Raw genomic sequence first — 24,474 nt, forward strand, 5'->3', positions numbered from 1 at the left:
TTTTTACGCCGGGGTCCCAAAGGCCCGGGCCGAGGGAAAGCCGTAGTGATCAAGAAAATCCTGATCGCCAACCGTGGGGAAATCGCTGTCCGGATCGTGCGCGCCTGCGCCGAGATGGGCATCCGCTCGGTGGCCGTCTACGCCGACGCCGACCGCCACGCCCTGCACGTCAAGCGTGCCGACGAAGCGCACAGCATTGGCACCGACCCGCTCGCCGGTTACCTCAACCCGCGCGCCCTGGTGAACCTGGCGGTGGAAACCGGCTGCGACGCACTGCACCCGGGCTACGGCTTCCTCTCCGAGAACGCCGAGCTGGCCGATATCTGCGCCGAGCGCGGGATCAAGTTCATCGGCCCGTCGGCGGAAGTCATCCGCCGCATGGGTGACAAGACCGAAGCGCGCCGCAGCATGATCGCCGCCGGCGTGCCCTGCACTCCCGGCACCGAAGGCAACGTCGCGGACCTGGCCGAAGCCATCTCCGAGGCCGAGCGCATTGGCTACCCGGTGATGCTCAAGGCCACCTCCGGCGGTGGCGGCCGCGGTATCCGCCGTTGCAACAGCCGCGAAGAGCTGGAGCAGAACTTCCCCCGCGTGATCTCCGAGGCCACCAAGGCCTTCGGCAGCGCGGAAGTCTTCCTCGAGAAGTGCATCGTCAATCCGAAGCACATCGAAGCCCAGGTGCTGGCCGACTCCTTCGGCAACACCGTGCACCTGTTCGAGCGCGACTGCTCGATCCAGCGCCGCAACCAGAAGCTCATCGAGATCGCCCCCAGCCCGCAGCTCACCCCCGAGCAGCGCGCCTACATCGGTGACCTCTCGGTGCGCGCGGCCAAGGCCGTGGGCTACGAGAACGCCGGCACCGTGGAGTTCCTGCTCGCCGATGGCGAGGTGTACTTCATGGAGATGAACACCCGCGTGCAGGTGGAGCACACCATCACCGAGGAAATCACCGGCATCGACATCGTCCGCGAGCAGATCCGTATCGCCTCGGGCCTGCCGCTCTCGGTGAAGCAGGAAGACATCATCCACCGTGGCTACGCGTTGCAGTTCCGCATCAACGCCGAAGACCCGAAGAACAACTTCCTGCCGTCCTTCGGCAAGATCACCCGCTACTACGCGCCCGGCGGCCCCGGCGTGCGCACCGATACGGCGATCTACACCGGCTACACCATCCCGCCGTACTACGACTCGATGTGCCTGAAGCTGGTGGTCTGGGCGCTGACCTGGGAAGAGGCGCTGGACCGTGGCCTGCGTGCGCTGGACGACATGCGCGTGCAGGGCGTGAAGACCACCGCCGCCTATTACCAGGAAATCCTCAAGAACCCGGAATTCCGTAGCGCGCAGTTCAATACCAGCTTCGTCGAGAGCCACCCGGAACTGACCGAGTACTCCATCAAGCGCACCCCGTCGCACCTGGCCATCGCCATCGCCACCGCCATTGCCGCCCACGCTGGCCTGTGAGGATCATCGAATGAGCAAGAAAGTCACCGTCACCGATACCATCCTGCGCGACGCCCACCAGTCGCTGCTGGCGACCCGGATGCGCACCGAAGACATGCTGCCGATCTGCGACAAGCTCGACCAGGTCGGCTACTGGTCGCTGGAAGTCTGGGGCGGCGCCACCTTCGACGCCTGCGTGCGCTTCCTCAAGGAAGACCCGTGGGAGCGCCTGCGCAAGCTCAAGGCCGCGCTGCCCAACACCCGCCTGCAGATGCTCCTGCGCGGGCAGAACCTGCTGGGCTACCGCCACTACAGCGATGACGTGGTCCGTGCCTTCGTCGCCAAGGCTGCGGTCAACGGCATCGACGTGTTCCGCATCTTCGACGCGATGAACGACGTGCGTAACCTGCGCGTTTCCATCGAAGCGGTGAAGGCCGCCGGCAAGCACGCCCAGGGCACCATCTGCTACACCACCAGCCCCGTGCACACCATCGAGGCCTTCGTTGCCCAGGGCCGCGCCATGGCGGACATGGGCGTGGACTCCATCGCCATCAAGGACATGGCCGGCCTGCTGACCCCCTACGCCACCGGCGAACTGGTCAAGGCGCTGAAAGACGCGCTGCCGCTGGACGTGGTCGTGCACTCCCACGACACCGCCGGCGTGGCCAGCATGTGCCAGCTGAAGGCTGTCGAGAACGGCGCCGACCGCATCGACACCGCCATCTCCAGCATGGCCTGGGGCACCAGCCACCCGGGTACCGAGTCCATGGTTGCCGCCCTGCGCGACACCCCGTTTGACACCGGCCTGGACCTGGAACTGATCCAGGAAATCGGCATGTACTTCCACGCCGTGCGCAAGAAGTACCACCAGTTCGAGAGCGAGTTCACCGGCGTGGACACCCGCGTGCAGGTCAACCAGGTGCCGGGCGGGATGATTTCCAACCTGGCCAACCAGCTCAAGGAGCAGGGCGCGCTGAACCGCATGCCGGAAGTGCTGGCGGAAATCCCGCGCGTTCGCGAAGACCTGGGCTTCCCGCCCCTGGTCACCCCGACCTCGCAGATCGTCGGCACCCAGGCGTTCTTCAACGTACTGGCCGGCGAGCGCTACAAGACCATCACCAACGAGGTGAAGCTGTACCTGCAGGGCCGCTACGGCAAGGCGCCGGGCAAGATCGACGAGACGCTGCGCCGCCAGGCCATCGGCAACGAGGAAGTCATCGACGTCCGTCCGGCCGACCTGATCAAGCCGGAACTGAACAAGCTGCGCGAGGAAATCGGCAGCCTGGCCAAGTCCGAAGAGGACGTGCTGACCTACGCCATGTTCCCGGATATCGGCCGCAAGTTCCTCGAAGAGCGTGCCGCCGGCACCCTGAAACCCGAAGAGCTGCTGCCGATCCCCAACGGCAAGGGCGTCGCTGCGGCCGGCGGTGAAGGCGTGCCGACCGAGTTCGTGGTCGACGTGCATGGCGAGAGCTACCGCGTGGACATCACCGGCGTCGGCGTGAAGACCGACGGCAAGCGCCACTTCTACTTGTCCGTGGACGGCATGCCGGAAGAGGTGGTGTTCGAGCCGCTCAACGAGTTCGTCAGCGGTGGCGGCAGCAAGCGCAAGAACGCCAGCGAGCCGGGCCACGTTACGACCACCATGCCGGGCAACATCGTCGACGTGCTGGTGAAGGAAGGCGACAGCGTCAAGGCCGGCCAGGCCGTGCTGATCACCGAAGCGATGAAGATGGAAACCGAGGTGCAGGCGGGCATCGCCGGCACCGTGAAGGCCATTCACGTGGCCAAGGGCGACCGGGTCAACCCCGGTGAGATCCTGGTAGAAATTGAAGGCTGACCAAGGACAGACGGGTCTTTAAGGTTCAGTCCCCGGGGGAGCACGATGCTCCCCCTTTTTTTTGCCTGCGCGATGGGCGTGCGCCGGGAAGGGCGCACGCCGCTGCGGGACTTTACTGCTGCTGTTGCTGCTCGGCAGGCTGCTCGGCGGCGGGCTGCTCGGTGGACTGTGGAGCAGCGGCCGGGGCGGCTTGTGCTTCCGGAGCCGGAGCGGCGGCGGGTTGGGTTTGCGGGGCTGCGGCAGGTTCGGCTGGGGCAGGAACCGGCGCCGGAGCAGGGGCCGGGGCCGGAGCAGCCGGCTGGGCGGCGGGCGCGCTGGCTTGTGGAGCCGGTTCGGGTTTCTTGTCGCAGGCGGCGAGGAGGGCGCAGGTGGCGAGGAGGATGCAGAGACGTTTCATGGAGTGCTCACTCTGAACGGTTGGCGGAAAATCGGCCGGACGACCGAAGCCCGCAAGCTTTGCCGCGCATTGCAGAGGAGGGAATGCTGAAGGTTCCGAGCCTCGTTCGGAGTTTTCCGAAACGCTCTTGTGAGAAAGGAAAAAGGGGTGTCCGACTGAGGAGGCCGACAAGGAGGGGTTAAACCTTATATACTTTGCGGTCTTTCAACCGTTCCAATGTGAGAATCGCCGTGAGCACCTTGCCTGCCTGCCCAAAATGCAACTCCGAATACACCTATGAAGACGGCGACCTGCTGATCTGCCCGGAGTGCGCTCACGAGTGGTCCGCCAATGGCGCGGCCGAGGCTGACGGTGATGCTCGTGTGATCAAGGATTCCGTAGGCAACCTGCTGCAGGACGGCGACACCGTCACCGTGATCAAGGACCTGAAGGTCAAGGGTTCGTCCCTGGTGGTGAAGGTCGGCACCAAGGTGAAGAACATCCGCCTGGTGGACGGTGACCACGATATCGATTGCAAGATCGACGGCATCGGCGCGATGAAGCTGAAGTCGGAGTTCGTGAAGAAGGTCTGAGCCTTCTCGCTGACATGAAAAAGCCCGGCCAAGTGCCGGGCTTTTTCATGTCTGCCGTTTCGTAGGATGGCGTGGAGCGAAGCGATACCCATCACGGCGGATAACGCTGCGCGTTATCCGCCCTACATGCTTTTTGTTCCAGGGTTCCCTTGTAGGAGCGGGCCATGCCCGCGATCGCGCGCATGGCGCGCTCCTACAGGTCGGGTACAGGTCATTCCTTGTAGTAAACGATCTGGTTGCTGGTCGCCAGCAGCTCGCCCGATTCGCTCCACAGTTCCGCCGCCTGGTCGAAGAAACCGTTGCGGAAGGCCTGGCCGCGGGCGTCGCCGAGCAGGTAGCCGGTGCCGACTTCCGCCAGTTGCGCGTGGTCGGTGTGGAAGTAGGTGGTGATCGACACGGTGCCCGCCGGGACCGGGGTGGCGCGGCGCAGCCAGACGCGCGGGTAGAAGATATCGCTCATCGCCGCCAGCGACAGGAAGTCCAGCGCGCGGGGCTGGGCGTCGCGCAGCCAGAACTGGCTGCGGCTGTGCTCGCCGCTGCCGTCCCAGCGGGTCGGGATGCTGCCGCTGGCGGCGCGCATTTCGTACTGCTGCGGCCAGGCCACGCTCTTGCCCGCAAGGGACATCCGCTCCAGTTCGCCGGGCGGGGTCACCTGTGGCATGTGCAGGTCGCTCTGGCTCCAGGTCTCGCGGCGCAGGGCGGTGACCAGGGTGGCGGTGGTGGTGACCTGCTGCTCGCCGCTTTCATCGGCCTGCAGCAGCTGCAGCAGCCAGTGCTGGGTCGAGCGGTTGGTGCGCACCGGCGTGGCCTGGACCTGGAAGGCGCCGGCCACCACGGCGCTGGCGTAGTTGACCGTCAGCGACAGCGGGCTGCCGAGCAGCTGTGGGTGGCGCAACGCGCCCTGCAGGAGGATGGCCGCGGTGATGCCGCCGAAGGGGCCGACCATGTTCCAGTAGTCCTGGCTGGTGTGGCCGTCGTAGAGGCCGGGCTGGCCTTCCACGGGTTGCAGGGCGACGGCGCGGTCGAACGGGTGCAGGGCGGTATCGGTCATGACTCTCTCGGCGCTTTCTGTTCTCGGAAGAGGAACTTTTAGGGGAAAGCGCCGCTTAGGGTCAAGGATACCGACCGGTCAGGGTGTGACCTCGAAACGCAGGGTGCCGATCACCTGCCCGGCCTCGGTGAGCACCTGCACCTGCCAGTCGCCGACCGGATCGGTCGGGAAGTTCTGCTTGTGCGTCCAGGCGCGGTAGCCGGCTTCGCGGCCGCCCTTGATGTCCAGCGCGATGCGGTCGACTTCCTGGCCGTTCAGGCGCCAGGCGTGGTAGATGCGCTCGTTCAGCCCGCGCGGGGCGTTGATCGCGGTGTAGGCGTAGAGACCTTGGCTTTTTATCTGCGCGATGCTGACGGTTTCCAGGCTGTCGCCGGGGGTGCGCTGGGCGTTGTCGAAGCTTTCGGTCACCGCCATCTCGGTCATCCACAGGGTCGAGGGCGGCACCCAGGCGCGGGCGAACCAGCCCAACGCTCCGATCGACAGGGTCAGGCCGACCAGGGCGAACCAGCGCCACCATTTGTGGATCTTCACCGTCACCGCCAGGCTCGGGAAGGACAGCAGCACGGCGATGCCCAGCGCCGCCTGGTAGCTCTGCGGGGTGCTCAGGTGGAGGATGATCGGCAGCGCGGTGAGCAGCACCGCGAACAGCGTCAAGGTGTGGTAGCCGAGGAAGGTCCAGCGCCGCACCGAGAGGAATTTGTAGTAGATCGGGTCGGTGATCGCCATCAGCCCGGCCAGCGTCAGCGCGCCGGTGAACAGGGCCTGGCCGCTGTTCCAGGTGGTGGTGACGAAGAAGAACGGCAGGCAGAAGAACAGGCTTTCCTGGTGGATCAACTGGGTCGCGTAGCGCAGCAGGCCCGGTGGAACTTCCCAGCCGAAGCGGCGCTTGAAGCGGTCGGTGAGCAGGTTTTCCAGCATCAGCCAGATCCAGCTGACCAGCATGACGATGGCCATCACCCGGGCGAAGCCGGCGCGGTGGCGGTCCACCATGATGAAGCTGAACACCCCGGAGCAGAAGCCGAACAGGGCGATGACGCGCGGGTAGCGCTGCAGCAGGCCGAGGACGAGGGTGATCAGGCGCTGCACGCGCTCTTTCCAGATGAGCATGGGCGGGGCGGAACAACGAAAGCGAAAGGAGGCGGGATTGTAACCTCCTGGGCCGGTTGGGGGCAGCGGAGATGATGGGAGGGGATGGTCCTGTGCCTCGGACTTCCCTCACCCCAGCCCTCTCCCGGAGGGAGAGGGGGGCGTCCACTGTGTCGACAGGTTGCGGAGTCAGCCGGCGAGTGTCGAGTTTTCAACGCATGCGGAACAGTCCCCTCTCCCCTTGGAGCGGGGCGCGCAGCCAGGGTTAGGGTGAGGGGAGTGCCCGGGCGCCGACGGTCGGTTCGCGAGCAAGGACTGGGCGTCCCCCTCGGTCCTACGAAAAGCGAAAAGCAGCCTCAGTGCTGCCCGCCCAGCTCTTCCCGCGCGTAGTCGACGAACAGCTGCGCCGGCTTGGTCAGCTGGGCGCGCTTGAGCCAGGCGGCGACCAGGCCGGAGGCGCTGACGTCCTCGGCGATGTTCACCATCACCACCTTCTTGCCGTCGTAGGTGCACTCCGAATGCGGGCGGGTCACCAGCACCGAGAAGCCGAAGCCCTGGCCGACCATGCCACGTACCATCTCGATCGACGGCGAGCTGAAGGCGATGTGCGGGTTCAGCCCCAGTTCCTCGAAGATGCTCACGAAATAGGTCCGACTGGGCTGCACATCGAGCAGGATCATCGGCTCCAGGGCGAGGTCGCGCAGGGATACCTTGTCCTGCTGGGCGAAGCGGTGGTCCGCCGGCAGCAGCGCGTAGGGACGCTGGGCCTGCATCAGCGGGTCGGTGGCGATGGTGCCGTCCAGGTCGTGGTCGTAGAGCAGGGCGAGATCGAAGCGGCCGGCGGTCAGGCCCTGCACCAGTTCCTGCTGTTCGCCGTCGCTGATGCGGATTTCCACGCCCGGATAGCGCTCGCGGAAGCCCGCGATCAGGCGCGGCAGGTAGAGCGGGGCGACGGTCTCGAAGCAGCCAATATCGATCTGCCCGGCCACCACATCGTTGTCCGCCAGGGCGTTCTGCTCGAACTCGTGGGCCATGCGCAGCAGTTCCTGCGCCTTGCGGTAGAAGCGTGCGCCGCTGGGGGTCAGCGACACGCCCTGGGCGTGGTGGCGGATGAACAGCTGGACGCCGAAGCTTTCCTCCAGGCCCTTGATCGCCGTGGAGATGGACGGCTGCGCGATGTACAGCTTGCGCGACGCCTCGGCCACGCTGCCGCATTCCACGGTGGTCACGAAATACTTCAATTGCCGCAAGGTATAGGAAGCCACTGCACGCCTCGTTGATGCTTTTTTATACAAGATACCGTGTTGCGCCGGCCCGCGGGGACGGGGCATGGCGAAGATTTTCCTCGCCGGCGACCACATTTTTCATGGCCTTGACCGTCTGCTGCGTCCCGCCGGGCACGGGCATACTCCGGCGACCGCGCAATTTTCCTACACGCAGCTCGGAGTAAAGCTCATGCGCATCGCCTTGTGGCAGACCTGCGGACTTCCCGGCGACATCGCCGGCAACCTCGAACAGCTGGAGCGCCAGGCCGACGCCGCGGCGGCGGCCGGTGCACAGCTGCTGCTGTGCCCGGAACTGTGGCTGGGCGGCTACAACGTTCCCCAGCGCATGGCTGAGCTGGCTGAGGCGACGGACGGCCCGTCGGCGCGCTGCATCGGCGAGCTGGTGGCGCGGCGCCTCGGCATCGCCATCGCCTACGGCTACGCCGAGCGCCATCCCCAGGGCGGCAAGCCGTACAACTCGGTGCAGGTGATCGGCCCGAGCGGCGAACCCATCGCCCATTACCGCAAGACGCACCTGTTCGGCGCCATGGAAGCGGAGCTGTTCAGCCCCGGCGACCGCCTGGGGCTGCCCTTCGAATATGCCGGCTGGCGCATCGGCCTGCTCAATGGCGTCGACCTGGAATACCCCGAGGCGGTGCGTACCCATGCCCTGAACGGCGCCGGACTGGTGCTGATTCCCACCGCGCTGACCCCGGAATATGCCGTGGTGTCGAGTGTGATCGCCCCGGCGCGGGCGCTGGAGAACCAGCTGTTCGTCGCCTGCTGCAGCCGTAGCGGGGTGGAGGAGGGGCTGCAGTTCCTTGGCGGCTCCTGCATCGCCGCGCCGGACGGCCAGCGGCTGGCGGTGGCCGGTTCGGGCGAGAGCCTGCTGCTGGTGAACCTGGACCCGAACCAGCGGGCCAATCTGGCGGAGACCTTCCCCTACCTGCCGGGCCGCCGCCCCGAGCTGTACGGCGCACTCACCCGCTGACGGCAAGCCCCGTGGCGGTGCGCCGCGAACCATCGCGGTGCGGGCTGCCCAGCTTTTTCATATACCCCGAAGACAAATTTAATAATTTTCCTATCTCGGGGCTTGCGCGACCATCGATTGCATATCCAGAACAACAGAGTCGCCCGTGATGCGACTTGAAGCAGGAGTGCCTTGGTGTACGAGCTCAACGACTGGCAGCAGCGCGCTGCCCGGCAGACCTTCATCGACAGCGCCCTGATCGGCGGCCGCCGCGTGGCCGCTCGTGACGGCGCCACCTTCGCTTCCATCGACCCGGCGACCAACCGCCTGCTGGCCAATGTCGCCGCCTGCGGCGAGGCCGAAGTCGATGCCGCCGTGCGTGCCGCCCGCCAGGCCTTCGAGACCGGCCCCTGGGCGCGCATGGCGCCGCGCGAGCGCAAGGCCGTGCTGCTCAAGCTCGCCGAGCTGATGATGGCGAATCGCGAAGAACTGGCCCTGCTCGACACCCTGAACATGGGCAAGCCGGTGATGGACGCGTGGAACATCGACGTGCCCGGCGCCGCTGGCGTGTTCTCCTGGTACGCCGAAAGCCTCGACAAGCTCTACGACCAGGTTGCCCCGACCGCCCAGGACGCCCTGGCCACCATCACCCGCACCCCGCTGGGCGTGATCGGTGCCGTGGTGCCGTGGAACTTCCCCCTCGACATGGCCGCCTGGAAACTGGCTCCGGCCCTGGCCGCCGGCAATTCCGTGGTGCTCAAGCCCGCCGAGCAGTCGCCGTTCTCCGCCCTGCGTCTGGCCGAGCTGGCGCTGGAAGCCGGCATCCCCGAAGGCGTGCTGAACGTGGTCCCGGGCCTGGGCGAAACCGCCGGCAAGGCCCTCGGCCTGCACCCGGACGTGGACGCTCTGGTGTTCACCGGCTCGACCCAGGTCGGCAAGTACTTCATGCAATATTCCGCCCAGTCCAACCTCAAGCAGGTCTGGCTGGAGTGCGGTGGCAAGAGCCCGAACCTGGTGTTCGCCGACTGCCGCGACCTCGACCTGGCCGCCGAGAAGGCCGCCTTCGGCATCTTCTTCAACCAGGGCGAAGTCTGCTCGGCCAACTCGCGCCTGCTGGTGGAGCGTTCGATCCACGACGAATTCGTCGAGCGCCTGATCGCCAAGGCCCGCAACTGGGCGCCGGGCGACCCGCTGAACCCGGCCAGCCGCGCCGGCGCCATTGTCGACGGCAAGCAGACCGCCGGCATCCTGCGCTGCATCGACCAGGCCGCCAACGACGGCGCCACGCTCGCCTGCGGCGGCCGTCAGCTGAGCTTCAATGGTTCGGACAACTTCATCGAGCCGACCATCTTCACCGGCGTGCGCCCGGAGCAGAGCCTGGCCCGCGACGAAGTGTTCGGACCGGTGCTGGCGGTGATCCCGTTCGACAGCGAAGACGACGCCGTGCGCATGGCCAACGACAGCATCTACGGCCTGGCCGCCTCCCTGTGGAGCGATGACCTGCACCGTGCCCACCGCGTGGCGCGCCGCCTGAACGCCGGCACCGTGTCGGTGAACACCGTGGACGCCCTGGACCCGGCGATTCCGTTCGGCGGTGGCAAGCAGTCCGGCTTCGGCCGCGACCTGTCGCTGCATTCGTTCGACAAATACACCCAGCTGAAGACCACCTGGTTCCAGCTGCGCTGAAGCCCCTTCGGACCCGTGTGGTCCGGTCGGGCAGGCAAGAGATGCTCTAGAACTTATTTTCGTACCCGAACCGCTCGAGACGGCTGGTGAGACTGCCCAGGTAAGTCCGTCGCCCTCGATCCCTGCAAACCCCGATGGCCAGACGTACGCCTCGGGAACTTGGAGAACGTCGATGACCGACCAGATCAGACCGCAACGTGACACCCGCGATTACCAGAAAGCGGACGCGGCTCACCACATCCATGCCTTCCTCGACCAGAAGGCGCTGAACGCCGAAGGCCCGCGCGTGATGGTGCGCGGCGAAGGCCTGCACCTGTGGGACAACGACGGTAACCGTTACCTGGACGGCATGTCCGGCCTGTGGTGCACCAACCTGGGCTATGGCCGCAAGGACCTGACCGCCGCCGCCACCGCGCAGCTGGATGAACTGCCCTACTACAACATGTTCTTCCACACCACCCACCCGGCGGTGATCGAGCTCTCCGAGACCCTCTTCAGCCTGCTGCCCGACCACTACAGCCACGCGATCTACACCAACTCCGGCTCCGAGGCCAACGAGGTGCTGATCCGTACCGTGCGTCGCTTCTGGCAGGTCGCCGGCAAGCCGCAGAAGAAGATCATGATCGGCCGCTGGAACGGCTACCACGGCTCCACCCTGGCGGCCACCGCGCTGGGCGGCATGAAGTTCATGCACGAGATGGGCGGCCTGATCCCGGACATCGCGCACATCGACGAGCCCTACTTCTTCGCCGCCGGCGGTGACCTGACCCCGGCCGAGTTCGGCCGTCGCTGCGCCCTGCAGCTGGAAGAGAAGATCCTCGAGCTGGGCGCGGAAAACGTCGCCGGCTTCATCGCCGAACCCTTCCAGGGCGCCGGCGGCATGATCTTCCCGCCGGAAAGCTACTGGCCGGAAATCCAGCGCATCTGCCGCCAGTACGACGTGCTGCTGTGCGCCGACGAAGTGATCGGCGGCTTCGGCCGTACCGGCGAGTGGTTCGCCCACCAGCACTTCGGCTTCCAGCCCGACACCCTGTCCATCGCCAAAGGCCTGACCAGCGGCTACATCCCCATGGGCGGCCTGGTGCTGAGCAAGCGCATCGCCCAGACCCTGGTGGAAGAGGGCGGCGTGTTCGCCCACGGCCTGACCTACTCCGGCCACCCGGTGGCGGCGGCGGTGGCCGTGGCCAACCTGCGCGCGCTGCGTGACGAGGGTTGGGTCAACCAGGTGAAGAACGACACCGGCCCGTACCTGCAACAGTGCCTGCGCGAAGTCTTCGGCAACCACCCGCTGGTGGGCGACATCCAGGGCGCCGGCTTCGTCGCCGCGCTGCAGTTCGTCCAGGACAAGGCTACCCGCAAGCGTTACGAGAACGAGAACGACATCGCCTGGCGCTGCCGCACCATCGGCTTCGAGGAGGGCGTGATCATTCGCTCCACCCTCGGCCGCATGATCATGGCCCCGGCGCTGGTCGCCGGCCGTGCCGAGATCGACGAGCTGGTCGAGAAGACCCGCCGCGCGGTCGACCGCACTGCCCAGGAAATCGGCGTGCTGTAAGGCGCGCCCCGTGGTAGCCGGCTTGCTCGCGAGCAAGCCGGCTGCTGCGAAAAGCTATTCCAACAACAACGCCGCGAGCGCAAAGACGCCCGCGCGATGGAACCCCTTCTGGCCGGTTTGTCGCCGGCTACTGCCCAGCAACACAACAACGCCAACCGGCTGTGGGAGTTCGTTCCATGTATCCGTCCTTGCTCAAGCACGCAACCCTGTCCTGTGCCCTGCTCGCCACCGCCATTGCCGGCAGTGCCCAGGCGCAATCGCAAAGCCTGACCGTGATCTCTTTTGGCGGCGCCACCAAGGCGGCCCAGGAGCAGGCCTATTTCAAACCTTTCGAAGCCAGCGGCGCCGGGAAGATCGTCGCGGGTGAATACAACGGCGAGATGGCCAAGGTGAAGGCCATGGTGGACGTCGGCAAGGTCACATGGGACGTGGTGGAAGTGGAAAGCCCCGAGCTGCTGCGCGGCTGCGAGGAGGGCCTGTTCGAGCGCATCGATCCGGCGGCCATCGGCAACGAATCGCAGTTCGTACCCGGCACCCTGAGCGAGTGCGGCGTGGCCACCTACGTCTGGTCGATGGTGATGGCCTACAACAGCGCCAAGGTCGCCAAGGCGCCGCAGAGCTGGGCGGACTTCTGGAACACCGCCGAATACCCGGGCAAGCGCGGCCTGCGCAAGGGCGCCAAGTACACCCTGGAAATCGCCCTGCTGGCCGATGGCGTGAAACAGGAAGACCTGTACAAGGTGCTCGGCACCAAGGAGGGCGTCGACCGTGCCTTCGCCAAGCTCGACCAGCTCAAGGCCAACATCCAGTGGTGGGAAGCCGGCGCGCAACCGCCGCAGTGGCTGACCGCCGGTGACGTGGTAATGAGCGCCGCCTACAACGGCCGTATCGCCGCCGCCCAGAAAGAAGGCGTGAAGCTCGGCATCGTCTGGCCGGGCAGCCTGTACGACCCGGAATACTGGGCCGTGGTGAAGGGCACCCCGAACAAGGCGCTGGCCGAGAAGTTCATCGCCTTCGCCAGCCAGCCGCAGACCCAGAAGGTCTTCTCCGACAACATCCCCTACGGCCCGGTCAACAAGGGCACCCTGGACCTGCTGCCGGCGGACGTGCGCAGCGCACTGCCCACCGCGCCGGCCAACCTCGAAGGCGCCCGCGCCGTCGACTCCGCCTTCTGGGTGGATCACGGCGAGGAACTGGAACAGCGCTTCAACGCCTGGGCGGCACACTGATCCCGTCCTGACTCGTGCCCGGCGCCCGCGCCGGGCACCTGCCTCGTATTACCCGCGTGAGACCTCCAATGACAACGACGCAAAATTCGTCGGCGACTCTGGAGCTGAGCACCATTCAGCCCATTGCCGCCCATGAACGTCACGGCCGTGCCCGTGATCTTTTCACCATCTGGTTCGGCAGCAACATCATGCTGCTCACCGTGGTCACCGGTGCGCTGGCCGTCACCGTGTTCAAGCTGCCGTTCTTCAGCGCCGTGCTGGCGCTGGTGCTCGGCCACCTGGTCGGCGGGATCTTCATGGCCCTGCACTCGGCCCAGGGCCCGCAACTGGGCGTGCCGCAGATGGTGCAGACCCGCGGGCAGTTCGGCTCCTTCGGCTCGCTGCTGGTGGTCGCCCTGGTGGTGATCATGTACCTGGGCTTCTTCGCCTCCAACCTGGTGCTCGGCGGGCAGACCCTGAGCGCGCGCTTCCCGGCGATCAGCACCAATGAAGGCATCCTCGCGGTCGGCGCGCTGAGCGTCATCGCCACCATTTTCGGCTACCGCCTGATCCACGGTTACACCCGGCTGATGTGCTGGCTGTCCGGCGCGGTGCTGCTGGTCTGCTTCATCTGGCTGCTGTTCGTCCACGGCCTGCCGGCGGACCTGCTGGATCGTAACGAAACCACCATCCCCGGGTTCCTCGGCGCGTTGTCCATCGCCGCGCTCTGGCAGCTGGCCTACGCGCCCTACGTCTCCGACTACTCGCGCTACATGCCCCAGGGCACCGGTTCGCGCACGGCCTTCTGGTCGAGCTACTGGGGCTGCTGCCTGGGCTCGATCCTGCCGATGCTGCTCGGTGTGCTGGTTGGCCTCGCGGTCGGCGAAGGCGACGTGATCGCCGGGCTGATCGAGATGACCGGTGGCTTCAGCGCCGTGATGGTCGCAGTGTTCTCCTTCGGCATCGCCGCCACCAACTCGATGAACCTGTACTGCGGCACGCTCTCCACCATCACCGTCGGCCAGACCCTGCTCCCGGCGTGGAGCGCCAAGGCCGGCTGGCGCACGGTGATCGCCCTGGTGCTGTTCGGCGGCTCCCTGGCCATCGCCCTGCTGGGCCAGGACAACTTCATGGCCAACTACACCAACTTCATCCTGTTGCTGCTTTATGTGCTGGTGCCCTGGAGCGCGATCAACCTGGTCGACTACTACCTGGTGGCCCACGGCGAGTACGACGTGCTGTCGTTCTTCCGCCGCGACGGCGGCATCTACGGCACCTTCAACTGGACTGCAGTGAACTGCTACATCTTTGGCATCCTGGTGCAGATTCCCTTCATGTCCACCGCGCTCTACACCGGTCCGGCCGCCCAGGCCATGAACGGTGCGGACATCTCCTGGGTGGTCGGCCTGGCTGTGGTGTCGCCGGTCTACTGGCTGTTCAGCCGCAAGCGCCAGCAGAACCTGAAGGTGGCCCGCGCATGAGCCGTCGCACCGGATTCTTCTTCGACGAACGCTGCTTCTGGCATGCGACCGGACTGCACGCGCTGATCCTCCCGGTCGGTGGCTGGCTGCAGCCGCCGGTGGGCGGCGGCCATGCCGAGTCGCCCGAGAGCAAGCGCCGGCTGAAGAGCCTGATGGACGTCTCCGGCCTCAGCAATCAGCTGCATCTTTCCAGCGCGCCCCTGGCCAGCGAGGAAGACCTGCTGCGGGTACACCCGGCAAGCTACCTGGAGCGCTTCAAGGCCTACAGCGAAGTCGGCCATGGCGACATGGGCGAGGAAACCATGGTCAGCCATGGCACCTACGACATCGCCCGGCAGTCCGCCGGCCTGACCATCGCCGCGGTGGACGCGGTGCTGCGCGGCGAGCTGGACAACGCCTACGCGCTGTCGCGTCCGCCGGGCCACCACTGCCTGCCCGATCGCGGCATGGGTTTCTGCTACCTGGCGAACATTGCCGTGGCGGTGGAAACGGCCAAGGCGCGCCATGGCATCCAGCGCGTGGCGGTGCTGGACTGGGATGTGCACCACGGCAACGGCACCGAAGCGATCTTCTACGGCCGCGACGATGTGCTGACCCTGTCGATCCACCAGGCCGACTGCTACCCCACCGGCACCGGCGCGGTGGACGACATCGGCGAGGGCGCGGGCAAGGGTTACAACCTCAACGTGCCGCTCTATCCGGGCAGCGGTGATGATGCTTATCGCGTGGCCATGGAGACCATCATCGTGCCGGCGCTGGAGCGCTTCCAGCCGGAGCTGATCGTGGTCGCCAGCGGCTTCGACGCCAACGGCGTGGACCCGCTGGCGCGCATGCTCGCCCACAGCGAGACCTTCCGCTTCATGACCGCCGCCGTACGCGCCGCCGCCGAGCGCCTGTGCGATGGGCGCCTGGTGGTGGTGCACGAGGGTGGTTATGCGGAGGCCTACGTGCCGTTCTGTGGCCACGCGGTGATCGAGGAAATGGCCGGCGTGCGCACCGAAGTGGTCGACCCCTTCCTGCCGATGCTCGAAGGCCAGCAGCCGGATGCCGACTTCCGCGCCTTCCAGCGTCAGGCTCTGGAGCGAATGGCGGCGAAGCTGCTGGGGTAATGGCCCGGCCAGGCGGCGTATTCACCGCTCATGGCCCGACGGTACCCCGCTCGGAAGTTCGAGCGGCTAGAGTGGGGGCTCAATCCAATCGAACGGATCGCGTCCCCATGAAGCTCATGCTCCTGTCCCTCGGCCTGCTGGCCGCCCCTCTCGCCGCCTACGCGGCCGACTGCGCCAATCCCATGGACCAGGCCACCTTCAACGCCTGCGCCGCCCAGGAATACTCTGCCGCCGACAAGCGCCTCAACCAGGTCTACAACAGCTATCGCGCGCGCCTGGACGCGAAGCAGAAGGACGGTCTGAAGGAGGCCCAGCAAGCCTGGCTGCACTACCGCGACCTGCACTGCAAGTTCGCCGCCTCGTCGGTGGAGGGCGGGTCGGCCTACACCATGGTGTTCGATGGTTGCCTGGCCGAGGTCACCGATGCACGGGTGAAGGAGCTCAAGGGCCTGTCCGCCTGCGAGGAAGGCGATTTCGATTGCCCTGCGCCGAAGCCGTAACGTCCGCGCGATCGTAGGAGCGCCCCATGGGCGCGATTCGCGGGCATGGCCCGCTCCTACGGGAAGAACCTGCGTTGCGGGTGGTTGGCTCTCGTAGGAGCGGATCTTATCCGCGAAGCGCACTGCACGGTGGCGGCCGGGAAATCGCGGACGGAGTCCGCTCCTACGGGGTTTCGCCTGCAGTTTGCGGTGCAACTGGGCGATGGCTCTTGTAGGAGCGAGCTTGCTCGCGAACCGCACGGCACGATGTCGGCCGGGTACGGGATTTCACCTGTGGGCTGAGGTGCGCCTGAGAGGCTCTCGTAGGAGCGGACTCCTTCCGCGAACCGCACGGAACGGCGTTGGGCTGGGTGGAATAGCAGGCAAAAAAAAGAGGGAGCCTTGCGGCTCCCCTGGAGAGACGGCCGCGGTAGTGGGACCGCGGCCGGGGGTGGCTGCGCCGTCAGGCGGCGCGGAAGGTGTTGTGCGGGTCGATGACGAATTTCTTCGGCACGCCGGCATCGAACTGGCCGTAGCCCTTCGGTGCGTCGTCCAGGGTGATGACTTCCACCCCGACGATGTCGGCGATCTTGATGCGATCCCACATGATGGCCTGCATCAGCTGGCGGTTGTACTTCATGACCGGGGTCTGGCCGGTGTGGAAGGTGTGCGACTTCGCCCAGCCCAGGCCGAAGCGGATGCTCAGCGCGCCGTGCTTGGCGGCGTCATCCACCGCACCCGGGTCTTCGGTGACGTACAGGCCCGGGATGCCGATCTTGCCGGCAACGCGAACCACGCCCATCAGCGAGTTGAGCACGGTGGCCGGAGCCTCGTGCTGCGACCCGGAATGGCCATGGCCACGGGCTTCGAAGCCTACCGCGTCGATCGCGCAGTCCACTTCCGGCTCGCCCAAGAGATCGGCGATCTGCTCGTGCAGCGGAGTGTCCTTGGACAGGTCGGCGATCTCGAAGCCCTGGGACTTGGCGTGGGCCAGGCGGGTCGGGTTGACGTCACCGACGATCACCACGGCGGCGCCCAGCAGGCGGGCCGAGGCGGCGGCGGCAAGACCCACCGGACCTGCGCCGGCGACGTAGACGGTGCTGCCCGGACCGACGCCGGCAGTCACTGCGCCGTGGTAGCCGGTGGGCAGGATGTCGGAGAGGCAGGTCAGGTCGCGGATCTTCTCCATCGCCAGCTCGCGGTTCGGCAGCTTCAGCAGGTTGAAGTCGGCGTAGGGGACCATCACGTATTCGGCCTGGCCACCGACCCAGCCGCCCATGTCGACGTAGCCGTAGGCGCCGCCGGCGCGAGCCGGGTTGACGGTCAGGCAGACGCCGGTGTGCTGCTCCTTGCAGGTACGGCAGTGGCCGCAGGCGACGTTGAACGGCACCGAGACCAGGTCGCCGATCTTCATGGTTTCCACGCCACGGCCGATTTCCACCACCTCACCGGTGATCTCGTGACCCAGCACCAGGCCGACGGGCGCGGTGGTACGGCCGCGCACCATGTGCTGGTCGGAGCCGCAGATGTTGGTGGAGACCACGCGCAGGATCACCCCGTGGTCGATCTGCTTGCCCTGCGGGTCCTGCATCTTCGGATAGGGGATGTTCTGTACTTCGACCTTGCCCGGGCCGAGATAAACCACACCACGATTGCCAGACATACGCATTCCTCATTGTGTTTGTGGGTACAAATGCGGGCACTTAGGGCCACACGGTTTTGCACTGGGATGTCGTGTGTTGCGCGACAGGGCCGGGATTACTGGCAGCCGGCGGTCTGTCGGTGTTGCTCGGGTTTTCCGGGTTCCCGCGTTCGCGGGGATGACGGGGAAATCAGTGCCCCGGTTGCGTCATTCCCGCGAACGCGGGAACCCAGTGAAAAGAGCGTCTCCCCCACAGGTGGGGGAGGACCGCAGGGCAGCGCCGTTACAGCACCACCGTCCGGTTGGCGTTCAGGAACACCCGGCGTTCGATATGGAAGCCCACGGCTTTCGCCAGGGTCAGGCACTCCACGTCGCGGCCCTTGGCGATCAGGTCCTCGGGGTAGTAGGCGTGGTCCACGGGCTCGACGCCCTGGGCGATGATCGGACCTTCGTCGAGGTCGTTGTTGATGTAGTGGGCGGTGGCGCCGACCAGCTTCACGCCCTTCTGGTAGGCCTGGTGGTAGGGCTTGGCGCCCTTGAAGCCGGGCAGCAGCGAGTGATGGATGTTGATCGCCCAGCCGTCCAGCTTGCGGCACAACTCGGGGGAGAGCACCTGCATGTAGCGGGCGAGGATCACCAGCTCCGCGCCGGATTCCTCGATCACCCGCCACACCTTCGCTTCCTGCGCGCCCTTGTCGTTCGGGTCGAGGGGGAAGTGGTGGTAGGGGATGCCGTGCCAGCGGGCCAGGGGTTCCAGGTCCGGGTGGTTGGAGACCACCGCCACCACGTCCATCGGCAGCTGGCCGATGCGCTGGCGGTAGAGCAGGTCGTTCAGGCAGTGGTCGGCCTTGGAGACCATGATCACCACCTTGCTGCGATAGCCCGGTGGGGTCAGCTCGACGTTCATCTGGAAGGGCGAGACGCGTTCGGCGAGGCCGGCGCGGAAGGCCGCTTCGTCGAAGCCGTCGCCGGCCCGGAACTCGATGCGGATGAAGAAGCGCTGCGCCAGGCGGTCATCGAACGAATGGTGCTCGGTGACGTAGCAGCGTTGTTCGAACAGGTAGCGCGTGACCACGTCGACCGTGCCCAGCAGGCTCGGGCTGTCGGCGGTGAGAATCCAGGTCTCGGGTGTGCGGCTCATGGTCTGGCTCCGATCGGAGAGTGCCCCCGCTCCCGGTGGGAGAGGGGGGCCGGGTACCACTCAGGCGGCGACTTGCAGGCCGTACTCGGCGCAGGCGTCCTGCAGCCACAGCCAGAAGTAGTCGGAGAAGCTGCGGCGCACCACCAGCTCCCAGGTGTGTTCGCCGGTGTGGCGGATCACCAGCTGGGACTTGGCGAAGATGGTGCCCACCGCCTTGCCCACCGGGAAGTTGCTCGGGTGCACGTCGTAGCTGGTGGACTTCATCAGCACTTCGCGGACCTTGGGTCCTTCCAGTTCCAGCAGGGTCTGGCCGCCGCTGACGTTGATCACCGAGTAGTGCAGCTCTTCGCCCAGGGCCTTGCGCAGGCTCTGTTCGACGGCGAATTCCTGGCCACCGGGGACGATCAGCAGCCATTCGTCCGGGCCGAGCCATTGCAGCGAGGTGTCGCCCTTGGCCACCAGGGTCAGGGCTACCGGCAGCTCCAGGCCCAGGGCCTTTTTCACGCCGGCGGCGAAGGCCGGGTCGTGGGCGTCGCCACGCAGGGTCAGGTGGCCGAGGAATTTCTTCTCGCGCAGGGTCACGCCGGCGTTGGCCACCTTGCGGTTGGCCAGCTTGTCCAGCTCGGCGTGGTGCAGGGGCGATTCGGCCTGGATGCCGGCTTCGGGGCGCTGTTCGTAGAGGTTTGCCTTGCTCATTCTTTTTCACCTTGGGGCGTCGTGCGCCCTGGAAACCTGTCTGCCCTCTCCCTGACCCTCTCCCTGAAGGGAGAGGGGATATCCGAGTGCGCTTTACGCACCGTGCTATCCGGGAGCTTCAGTCACTCCCTCTCCCTTCAGGGAGAGGGCGGGGGAGAGGGGCGAACCCCACTCCGATCAATCCACGTTCTGCCGTTCCCCTTTCGGGTCGTAGAACACCGAGCTGCAGATTTCCGCTTCGATCACACGGCCATCGGCCAGCGGGGCGTAGACCTTCTCGCCCATGCGCTTGAGACCACCCTTGACCACCGCCAGGGCGAAGCCGTAGCCGAGGCTGCTGCTCATGTAGCTGGAGGTGACGTGGCCGACCATGTTCATCGGGATCGACTGCTGGGTGTTGAACACCAGCTGCGCGCCTTCAGGCAGGACGTCCATCGGATTGGTGGGCTTGAGGCCGACCAGTTGCTTGCGGTCCTCGCGCTGGCAGTCGGCGCGGTTCATGCCACGCCAGCCGATCCAGGAGAACGGCTTGGTGCGACCCACGGCCCAACCCATGTTCAGGTCGTCTGGGGTGACCGAGGCGTCGGTGTCCTGGCCAACGATGATGAAGCCCTTCTCGGCGCGCAGGACGTGCATGGTCTCGGTGCCGTACGGGGTCAGGTTGTACTTGGCGCCCGCAGCGACGATCGCTTCCAGCACACCCATGGCGTAGTTGGCCTGGATGTTCACCTCGTAGGACAGCTCGCCGGTGAAGGAGATGCGGAACACCCGCGCCGGTACGCCGGCGACCTTGCCTTCCTTCCAGGTCATGAAGGGGAAGGCTTCCTTGTCCAGGTCGATGTCGGTGACTTCGGCCAGCAGCTTGCGACTGTTGGGGCCGGACAGGGTCAGGGTGGCCCAGTGGTCGGTGACCGAGGTGAAGTACACCTTCAGTTCCGGCCATTCGGTCTGGTGGTACAGCTCCAGCCATTCCATCACGCGGGCGGCGCCGCCGGTGGTGGTGGTCATGACGAAGTGGTTGTCGGCGAGGCAGGCGGTCACGCCGTCGTCGAAGACCATGCCGTCTTCCTTGCACATCAGGCCGTAGCGGGCCTTGCCCACGTCCAGCTTGGTCCAGGCGTTGGTGTAGACGCGGTTGAGGAACTCGCGGGCGTCCGGGCCCTGGATGTCGATCTTGCCCAGGGTCGAGGCATCGAGCAGGCCGACCGACTCACGCACGGCGCGGCACTCGCGGGCCACGGCGGCGTGCATGTCTTCGCCACGCTTGGGGAAGTACCACGGGCGCTTCCACTGGCCGACATCCTCGAACTCGGCGCCGTTCTTCACGTGCCAGGCGTGCAGGGCGGTGAAGCGTACGGGTTCGAACAGGTGACCGCAGTGACGGCCGGCGACGGCGCCGAAGGTCACGGGGGTGTAGTTCGGGCGGAACATGGTGGTGCCGGTGTCGGCGATGCTCTTGCCCTGGGCGCGGGCCGCGATGGCCAGGCCGTTGATGTTGCCCAGCTTGCCCTGGTCGGTGCCGAAGCCCAGCGCGGTGTAGCGCTTGACGTGCTCGATGGACTCGAAGCCCTCGCGGCAGGCCAGTTCGATGGCGGCGGCGGTGACGTCGTTCTGGGTGTCGACGAACTGCTTGGGCGCACGGGAGGTGGACTTCTCGTGGGGCACCTGGAACAGCGCCAGGGTGGCTTCCTCGACGCGCTCGGAAGCGGCCGGCAGGTCGCCTTCGACGGCCTTGAAGCCTGCGTCGACAGCCGCCTGGCTGCCGGCCTGGTAGCCGTCGGCCAGGGCATCGGCGAGACGGAACACGCCGTTCACCGCACCGGCGCAGATGCGCTTCTGGAAGGCCAGGCCGGGGACGAAGGCGAGGATGTCTTCACGCCATTCCGGCTTGCCGCCCAGGTGCGACGCCAGGTGCACCACCGGGCTGTAGCCGCCGGAGCTGGCGATCAGGTCGCAGTCCAGCCATTCGCCCGGGGCGTTGACCTTCATGCGGAAGGTATCGATGGAGGCAACCTTGGCACCGGTCACGCGCTTGCTGCCGCGTGCTTCGATCACCGAGCTGCCGGTGATGACGCGCATGCCGCGCTTGCGCGCTTCCTCGACCCACTGGCCCTGCGGATTGGGGCGCGCATCGGCGATGGCGACCACCTGCAGGCCGGCTTCCTGCCAGTCCAGGGCGACGCGGTAGGCGTAGTCGTTGTTGGTGGACAGCACCAGCTTCTTGCCCGGCGCCACGCCGTAGCGGCGCACATAGGTGGAGACGGCGCCGGCCAGCATGTTGCCCGGCACGTCGTTGTTGGCATACACCAGCGGACGCTCGTGGGCGCCGGCGGCCAGCACCACGCGTTTGGCGCGGACGCGGTGCACGCGCATGCGCACCTGGCCCAGCGGGGCGGTTTCGCCCAGGTGGTCGGTACGGCGCTCGTGAATGGTGAGGAAGTTGTGGTCGTGGTAGCCGTTGACGGTGGAACGCGGCAGCAGGATCACGTCCGGGTTGCCTTCCAGCTCGGCGATGGCCTTGGCCACCCACTCCTCGGCCGGCTTGCCGTCGAGGGTTTCGCGGGTGTCGAGCAGGCTGCCGCCGAACTCTTCCTGCTCATCGGCGAGGATCACCCGCGCACCGCTGCGCGAGGCGGCCAGGGCGGCGGCCAGGCCCGCCGGGCCGGCACCGACGATCAGCACGTCGGCGTGGTGGTTCATCCAGTCGTAGCTGTCCGGGTCCACTTCGGTGGGCGCACGGCCCAGGCCTGCGGCCTTGCGGATGTACTTCTCGTAGGTCAGCCACATGGACTGCGGGTACATGAAGGTCTTGTAGTAGAAGCCGGGGGGCATCATCTTGCCGCCGACCTTGCCGAAGATGCCCATGACATCGTTCTGCACGTTCGGCCAGCCGTTGGTGGCGCTGGCCACCAGGCCGTTGTACAGGGCCTGCTGGGTGGCGCGCACGTTGGGCACCTGGGTCGCTTCACGCGAGCCGATCTGCAGGATGGCGTTGGGCTCTTCGGCGCCGGCGGCGACGATGCCGCGCGGGCGGGAATACTTGAAGCTGCGGCCGAGGATGTCGACGCCGTTGGCCAGCAGCGCGGCGGCCAGGGTGTCACCGGCGAAGCCCTGGTAGGTCTCGCCGTTGAAGCTGAAGGTCAGCGGCTTGCTGCGGTCGATGCGACCGCCACGGGACAGGCGATTGATCTGGCTCATTAGGCCTTCTCCACGGCGGGCTGGGAGGCGGATTTCTTCTCGGAATCAGCGGCGGTAACGCTGGGTTTTTCGCCGATCTTGTAGGTTTCGAGAATCTCGTAGGTCACCGTGTGGCGGGTGACGTTGAAGTACTGGCGGCAGCCGGCGGCGTGCACCCACAGTTCGTGGTGGATGCCGCGCGGGTTGTCGCGGAAGAACATGTACTCGCCCCATTCCGCGTCGGAGCAGGCAGCGGGGTCGAGCGGGCGCGGGATGTGCGCCTGGCCCTTGGCGTGGAATTCCTCTTCGGAACGCAGCTCGCCGCAGTGGGGGCAGAAGATATGAAGCATGGTGATGGCCCTCTTAGTGAGCTACGGCGGCAGCGCCGTGTTCGTCGATCAGCGCGCCGGTGTGGAAGCGCTCGATGGAGAAAGGCGCGGCCAGCGGATGCGGCTCGCCCTTGGCCAGGGTCGCGGCGAAGACGTTGCCCGAGCCGGGGGTGGCCTTGAAGCCGCCGGTGCCCCAGCCGCAGTTGAAGAACAGGTTCTTCACCGGGGTCTTGCCGATGATCGGGCAGGCGTCCGGGGTGGTGTCGACGATGCCGCCCCACTGGCGGTTCATGCGTACGCGGGAGAGCACCGGGAACATCTCGACGATGGCCTGCAGGGTGTGCTCGATCACCGGGTAGGAGCCGCGCTGGCCGTAGCCGTTGTAGCCGTCGATGCCGGCGCCGATGACCAGGTCGCCCTTGTCCGACTGGCTGATGTAGCCGTGTACGGCGTTGGACATGATCACGCTGTCGATGATGGGTTTCAGCGGCTCGGAAACCAGGGCCTGCAGCGGGTGCGATTCGATCGGCAGGCGGAAGCCGGCGAGTTTGGCCATGTGCCCGGAGTTACCGGCGGTGACCACGCCGACGCGCTTGGCGCCGATGAAGCCGCGGTTGGTCTCGACACCGATGACCGCGCCGTCCTGCTTGCGGAAGCCGATCACTTCGGTCTGCTGGATCAGGTCCACGCCCAGGGCGTCGGCGGCACGGGCGAAGCCCCAGGCCACTGCGTCGTGACGGGCTACGCCGCCGCGGCGCTGCACGGTGGAACCCATGATCGGGTAGCGGGCGCTCTTGGTGCAGTTCAGGTAGGGAATCTCTTCGGCCACCTGCTGCGCGTTGAGCAGTTCGCCGTCCACGCCGTTCAGGCGGTTGGCGCTCACGCGGCGTTCGCCGTCGCGCATGTCCTGCAGGGTGTGGCAGAGGTTGTAGACGCCGCGCTGGGAGAACATGACGTTGTAGTTCAGGTCCTGGGACAGGCCTTCCCACAGCTTCATCGCGTGTTCGTAGAGCAGTGCGGATTCGTCCCACAGGTAGTTGGAACGCACGATGGTGGTGTTGCGCGCGGTGTTGCCGCCGCCCAGCCAGCCCTTCTCGATCACCGCGACGTTGGTGATCCCGTGTTCCTTGGCCAGGTAGTAAGCCGTGGCCAGGCCGTGGCCGCCACCGCCGACGATGACCACGTCGTAGACCGGCTTGGGCGTGGGCGTGCGCCACATGCGTTGCCAGTTCTCGTGGTGGCTCAGGGAATGCTTGAACAGGCCGAAGCCGGAATAGCGTTGCATGTCGTTGCTCCTGATCTTTTGCTCCCCTTCCCAAGGGAAGGGGAGCAAAAGATCAGGAGCAACGA

20 protein-coding genes are annotated in these 24,474 nt (G+C 66.4%); 10 read left to right on the forward strand and 10 right to left on the reverse strand.

Going from position 1 to position 24,474, the window contains the following annotated elements; all coding sequences use genetic code 11:
* The first annotated feature begins 45 nt into the window (after nucleotides 1–45).
* Nucleotides 46–1,461 carry an acetyl-CoA carboxylase biotin carboxylase subunit gene (locus tag J5M67_RS09125; RefSeq protein WP_207884975.1) on the forward strand — a complete coding sequence of 472 codons (1,416 nt, stop codon included), beginning with the start codon at nucleotides 46–48 and terminating at the stop codon, nucleotides 1,459–1,461.
* Nucleotides 1,462–1,471: 10 nt separating this feature from the next.
* Complete coding sequence (oadA, locus tag J5M67_RS09130; protein WP_207884976.1) at nucleotides 1,472–3,280, forward strand: sodium-extruding oxaloacetate decarboxylase subunit alpha; 1,809 nt, start codon at nucleotides 1,472–1,474, stop codon at nucleotides 3,278–3,280.
* Nucleotides 3,281–3,392: 112 nt separating this feature from the next.
* Here oadA and J5M67_RS09135 read toward each other — a convergent pair whose 3' ends face one another.
* The gene (locus tag J5M67_RS09135) at nucleotides 3,393–3,677 is read right to left on the reverse strand and encodes a hypothetical protein (protein ID WP_207884977.1); all 285 of its coding nucleotides are present in this window, start codon (nucleotides 3,675–3,677) and stop codon (nucleotides 3,393–3,395) included.
* Between the two features lie 230 nt (nucleotides 3,678–3,907).
* Between J5M67_RS09135 and J5M67_RS09140 the strand changes: the two genes are divergently transcribed.
* Nucleotides 3,908–4,249, forward strand: coding sequence for a zinc ribbon domain-containing protein YjdM (locus tag J5M67_RS09140; RefSeq protein ID WP_207884978.1), 342 nt, complete (start codon nucleotides 3,908–3,910; stop codon nucleotides 4,247–4,249).
* A 211-nt stretch (nucleotides 4,250–4,460) separates the two neighbouring features.
* Here J5M67_RS09140 and J5M67_RS09145 read toward each other — a convergent pair whose 3' ends face one another.
* From J5M67_RS09145 to J5M67_RS09155, 3 genes are all read right to left on the reverse strand, one after another.
* Complete coding sequence (locus J5M67_RS09145; RefSeq protein WP_207884979.1) at nucleotides 4,461–5,300, reverse strand: acyl-CoA thioesterase II; 840 nt, start codon at nucleotides 5,298–5,300, stop codon at nucleotides 4,461–4,463.
* Between the two features lie 78 nt (nucleotides 5,301–5,378).
* The gene (locus tag J5M67_RS09150; RefSeq protein WP_207884980.1) at nucleotides 5,379–6,407 is read right to left on the reverse strand and encodes a DUF5924 family protein; all 1,029 of its coding nucleotides are present in this window, start codon (nucleotides 6,405–6,407) and stop codon (nucleotides 5,379–5,381) included.
* A gap of 335 nt (nucleotides 6,408–6,742) precedes the next feature.
* Nucleotides 6,743–7,651 (reverse strand): LysR family transcriptional regulator, encoded by a 909-nt coding sequence (locus tag J5M67_RS09155; RefSeq protein ID WP_207884981.1) that lies wholly within the window; start codon nucleotides 7,649–7,651, stop codon nucleotides 6,743–6,745.
* Nucleotides 7,652–7,841: 190 nt separating this feature from the next.
* On the opposite strand from J5M67_RS09155, the gene J5M67_RS09160 reads away from it, so the two are divergent.
* From J5M67_RS09160 to J5M67_RS09190, 7 genes are all read left to right on the forward strand, one after another.
* Nucleotides 7,842–8,642 carry a carbon-nitrogen hydrolase family protein gene (locus tag J5M67_RS09160; RefSeq protein ID WP_207884982.1) on the forward strand — a complete coding sequence of 267 codons (801 nt, stop codon included), beginning with the start codon at nucleotides 7,842–7,844 and terminating at the stop codon, nucleotides 8,640–8,642.
* Nucleotides 8,643–8,816: 174 nt separating this feature from the next.
* Complete coding sequence (locus J5M67_RS09165) at nucleotides 8,817–10,307, forward strand: aldehyde dehydrogenase (RefSeq protein WP_207884983.1); 1,491 nt, start codon at nucleotides 8,817–8,819, stop codon at nucleotides 10,305–10,307.
* Nucleotides 10,308–10,479: 172 nt separating this feature from the next.
* Complete coding sequence (locus J5M67_RS09170) at nucleotides 10,480–11,862, forward strand: aspartate aminotransferase family protein (protein ID WP_207884984.1); 1,383 nt, start codon at nucleotides 10,480–10,482, stop codon at nucleotides 11,860–11,862.
* Between the two features lie 176 nt (nucleotides 11,863–12,038).
* Nucleotides 12,039–13,091 carry an ABC transporter substrate-binding protein gene (locus tag J5M67_RS09175; protein WP_207884985.1) on the forward strand — a complete coding sequence of 351 codons (1,053 nt, stop codon included), beginning with the start codon at nucleotides 12,039–12,041 and terminating at the stop codon, nucleotides 13,089–13,091.
* A gap of 68 nt (nucleotides 13,092–13,159) precedes the next feature.
* A complete protein-coding gene (locus tag J5M67_RS09180; RefSeq protein ID WP_207884986.1) occupies nucleotides 13,160–14,551 on the forward strand; it encodes a cytosine permease in 1,392 nt (463 codons plus the stop codon).
* Nucleotides 14,548–15,660 (forward strand): class II histone deacetylase, encoded by a 1,113-nt coding sequence (locus J5M67_RS09185; protein WP_207884987.1) that lies wholly within the window; start codon nucleotides 14,548–14,550, stop codon nucleotides 15,658–15,660. The genes J5M67_RS09180 and J5M67_RS09185 overlap by 4 nt, the downstream gene beginning before the upstream one ends.
* Nucleotides 15,661–15,767: 107 nt before the next feature.
* Nucleotides 15,768–16,160, forward strand: a complete 393-nt coding sequence (locus tag J5M67_RS09190) for a lysozyme inhibitor LprI family protein (protein ID WP_207884988.1) — start codon at nucleotides 15,768–15,770, stop codon at nucleotides 16,158–16,160.
* Between the two features lie 442 nt (nucleotides 16,161–16,602).
* Here the strand turns inward: J5M67_RS09190 and fdhA are convergent, their stop codons facing one another.
* The 6 genes from fdhA to J5M67_RS09220 form a co-directional block, all read right to left on the reverse strand.
* The gene (gene fdhA, locus J5M67_RS09195; RefSeq protein ID WP_207884989.1) at nucleotides 16,603–17,802 is read right to left on the reverse strand and encodes a formaldehyde dehydrogenase, glutathione-independent; all 1,200 of its coding nucleotides are present in this window, start codon (nucleotides 17,800–17,802) and stop codon (nucleotides 16,603–16,605) included.
* 262 nt (nucleotides 17,803–18,064) lie between these two features.
* On the reverse strand, nucleotides 18,065–18,922 hold the full coding sequence (locus tag J5M67_RS09200; protein WP_207884990.1) for a formyltetrahydrofolate deformylase: 858 nt from the start codon (nucleotides 18,920–18,922) through the stop codon (nucleotides 18,065–18,067).
* A gap of 60 nt (nucleotides 18,923–18,982) precedes the next feature.
* Nucleotides 18,983–19,618 (reverse strand): sarcosine oxidase subunit gamma, encoded by a 636-nt coding sequence (locus J5M67_RS09205; RefSeq protein WP_207884991.1) that lies wholly within the window; start codon nucleotides 19,616–19,618, stop codon nucleotides 18,983–18,985.
* Nucleotides 19,619–19,795: 177 nt separating this feature from the next.
* The gene (locus J5M67_RS09210; protein ID WP_207884992.1) at nucleotides 19,796–22,816 is read right to left on the reverse strand and encodes a sarcosine oxidase subunit alpha; all 3,021 of its coding nucleotides are present in this window, start codon (nucleotides 22,814–22,816) and stop codon (nucleotides 19,796–19,798) included.
* Entirely contained in the window at nucleotides 22,816–23,145 is a 330-nt protein-coding gene (locus J5M67_RS09215) for a sarcosine oxidase subunit delta (RefSeq protein ID WP_207884993.1), read from the reverse strand. The genes J5M67_RS09210 and J5M67_RS09215 overlap by 1 nt, the downstream gene beginning before the upstream one ends.
* A 13-nt stretch (nucleotides 23,146–23,158) precedes the next feature.
* Nucleotides 23,159–24,409, reverse strand: a complete 1,251-nt coding sequence (locus tag J5M67_RS09220; protein WP_207884994.1) for a sarcosine oxidase subunit beta — start codon at nucleotides 24,407–24,409, stop codon at nucleotides 23,159–23,161.
* Between the last annotated feature and the right edge of the window lie 65 nt (nucleotides 24,410–24,474).

It is taken from the genome of Pseudomonas sp. 30_B, from assembly GCF_017491605.1.
Lineage (GTDB): Bacteria > Pseudomonadota > Gammaproteobacteria > Pseudomonadales > Pseudomonadaceae > Pseudomonas.

Bases quoted from the DNA above. Each gene is read 5' to 3' on its own strand.
- oadA (WP_207884976.1), top strand. From the start codon at position 1,472: ATGAGCAAGAAAGTCACCGTCACCGATACCATCCTGCGCGACGCCCAC.
- J5M67_RS09135 (WP_207884977.1), bottom strand. From the start codon at position 3,677: ATGAAACGTCTCTGCATCCTCCTCGCCACCTGCGCCCTCCTCGCCGCC.
- J5M67_RS09145 (WP_207884979.1), bottom strand. From the start codon at position 5,300: ATGACCGATACCGCCCTGCACCCGTTCGACCGCGCCGTCGCCCTGCAA.
- J5M67_RS09150 (WP_207884980.1), bottom strand. From the start codon at position 6,407: ATGCTCATCTGGAAAGAGCGCGTGCAGCGCCTGATCACCCTCGTCCTC.
- J5M67_RS09160 (WP_207884982.1), top strand. From the start codon at position 7,842: ATGCGCATCGCCTTGTGGCAGACCTGCGGACTTCCCGGCGACATCGCC.
- J5M67_RS09170 (WP_207884984.1), top strand. From the start codon at position 10,480: ATGACCGACCAGATCAGACCGCAACGTGACACCCGCGATTACCAGAAA.
- J5M67_RS09175 (WP_207884985.1), top strand. From the start codon at position 12,039: ATGTATCCGTCCTTGCTCAAGCACGCAACCCTGTCCTGTGCCCTGCTC.
- J5M67_RS09180 (WP_207884986.1), top strand. From the start codon at position 13,160: ATGACAACGACGCAAAATTCGTCGGCGACTCTGGAGCTGAGCACCATT.
- J5M67_RS09185 (WP_207884987.1), top strand. From the start codon at position 14,548: ATGAGCCGTCGCACCGGATTCTTCTTCGACGAACGCTGCTTCTGGCAT.
- J5M67_RS09190 (WP_207884988.1), top strand. From the start codon at position 15,768: ATGAAGCTCATGCTCCTGTCCCTCGGCCTGCTGGCCGCCCCTCTCGCC.
- fdhA (WP_207884989.1), bottom strand. From the start codon at position 17,802: ATGTCTGGCAATCGTGGTGTGGTTTATCTCGGCCCGGGCAAGGTCGAA.
- J5M67_RS09200 (WP_207884990.1), bottom strand. From the start codon at position 18,922: ATGAGCCGCACACCCGAGACCTGGATTCTCACCGCCGACAGCCCGAGC.
- J5M67_RS09205 (WP_207884991.1), bottom strand. From the start codon at position 19,618: ATGAGCAAGGCAAACCTCTACGAACAGCGCCCCGAAGCCGGCATCCAG.
- J5M67_RS09210 (WP_207884992.1), bottom strand. From the start codon at position 22,816: ATGAGCCAGATCAATCGCCTGTCCCGTGGCGGTCGCATCGACCGCAGC.
- J5M67_RS09215 (WP_207884993.1), bottom strand. From the start codon at position 23,145: ATGCTTCATATCTTCTGCCCCCACTGCGGCGAGCTGCGTTCCGAAGAG.
- J5M67_RS09220 (WP_207884994.1), bottom strand. From the start codon at position 24,409: ATGCAACGCTATTCCGGCTTCGGCCTGTTCAAGCATTCCCTGAGCCAC.